Annotated in this window: 2 protein-coding genes; both read right to left on the bottom strand. The window is 61.9% G+C overall.

Annotation, left to right across the window (positions count from 1 at the left end):
- Positions 1 to 44: 44 nt before the first annotated feature.
- Positions 45 to 671, bottom strand: coding sequence for a sensor domain-containing protein (locus tag A9X04_RS21510; protein ID WP_067924768.1), 627 nt, complete (start codon positions 669 to 671; stop codon positions 45 to 47).
- On the bottom strand, positions 599 to 800 hold a 202-nt coding region (locus A9X04_RS31685), incomplete at its 5' end, for a hypothetical protein (protein ID WP_369828931.1). The genes A9X04_RS21510 and A9X04_RS31685, both read right to left, overlap by 73 nt.

Here is an 800-nt window from a genome sequence, read left to right as displayed (position 1 = left end):
TACTCCTCCCGGATCCTGCACAAAGTATTCCGATTCTCCCGGGTCTATCCGGGGATCTTCTCCGACATCTTGTCCAGGATCGTCGCTGCGGCCGGAGCGCCGTTGCCCCATTGGCACACCTGCGCGTAGATCACCACATTGTTCTTTGCCCGCGCCTCGCTGGCGCAGACCCAGCCGGTGATCTGCCCGTCCTCCAGTTCCGTTCCCGTCCACCGCACTCCCGTATCGGTCGCGTCGGTCTTCTGGAATCTCCATCGATATTTGCCGCTCAGGTGGATGACGGCATTGCTGCACGCATCGAGACGCTTGGCAAAAGCGTCGCCAAGCAACACCGTCGCTGCTTTGGAATCGACAACCGTCGCAACGGCTTGACGGACCGCATGCTCGTACGTGTCCTTGTCCTCTTTGTAGAGATTGCTCCGCCACGCGGTGTAAGCCACCCCCACCGAGTACGTGTCCGGCGCGATCAGCGGCTCGCACTGCGGGTTACCCTCGTCGACGAAGGCGGCCACGGGCGGGGAGGTCGCGCCGGGCGGAGGTTTGGACGCCCAGTTTAGTTTCGCACCGACAATCTCGTTAATCAGGTCTGGCGCCAAGATCAGCGAATCGATGGCGTCGGCGAGGGTGCGACCGAGGTGGCGTTGTGGCCGCCGCCCTGCCCGCCGCCACACCCAACCGCCAACGCGACCACTACAGCCCCGAGCGCCGAAACAATGAAACGAATCCTCATTTCGTCTCCTTGCCAAACGGACGAAATCCGCATCTGTTGGTCGAAGAATAGGAGCAGTGCGAGAAACGCG

Source organism: Mycobacterium sp. E3247, from assembly GCF_001667785.1.
Taxonomy (GTDB): Bacteria; Actinomycetota; Actinomycetes; order Mycobacteriales; family Mycobacteriaceae; genus Mycobacterium.
Note: the sequence above shows the minus strand (reverse complement) of the source record. Positions and strands in the feature narration are given on the sequence as shown.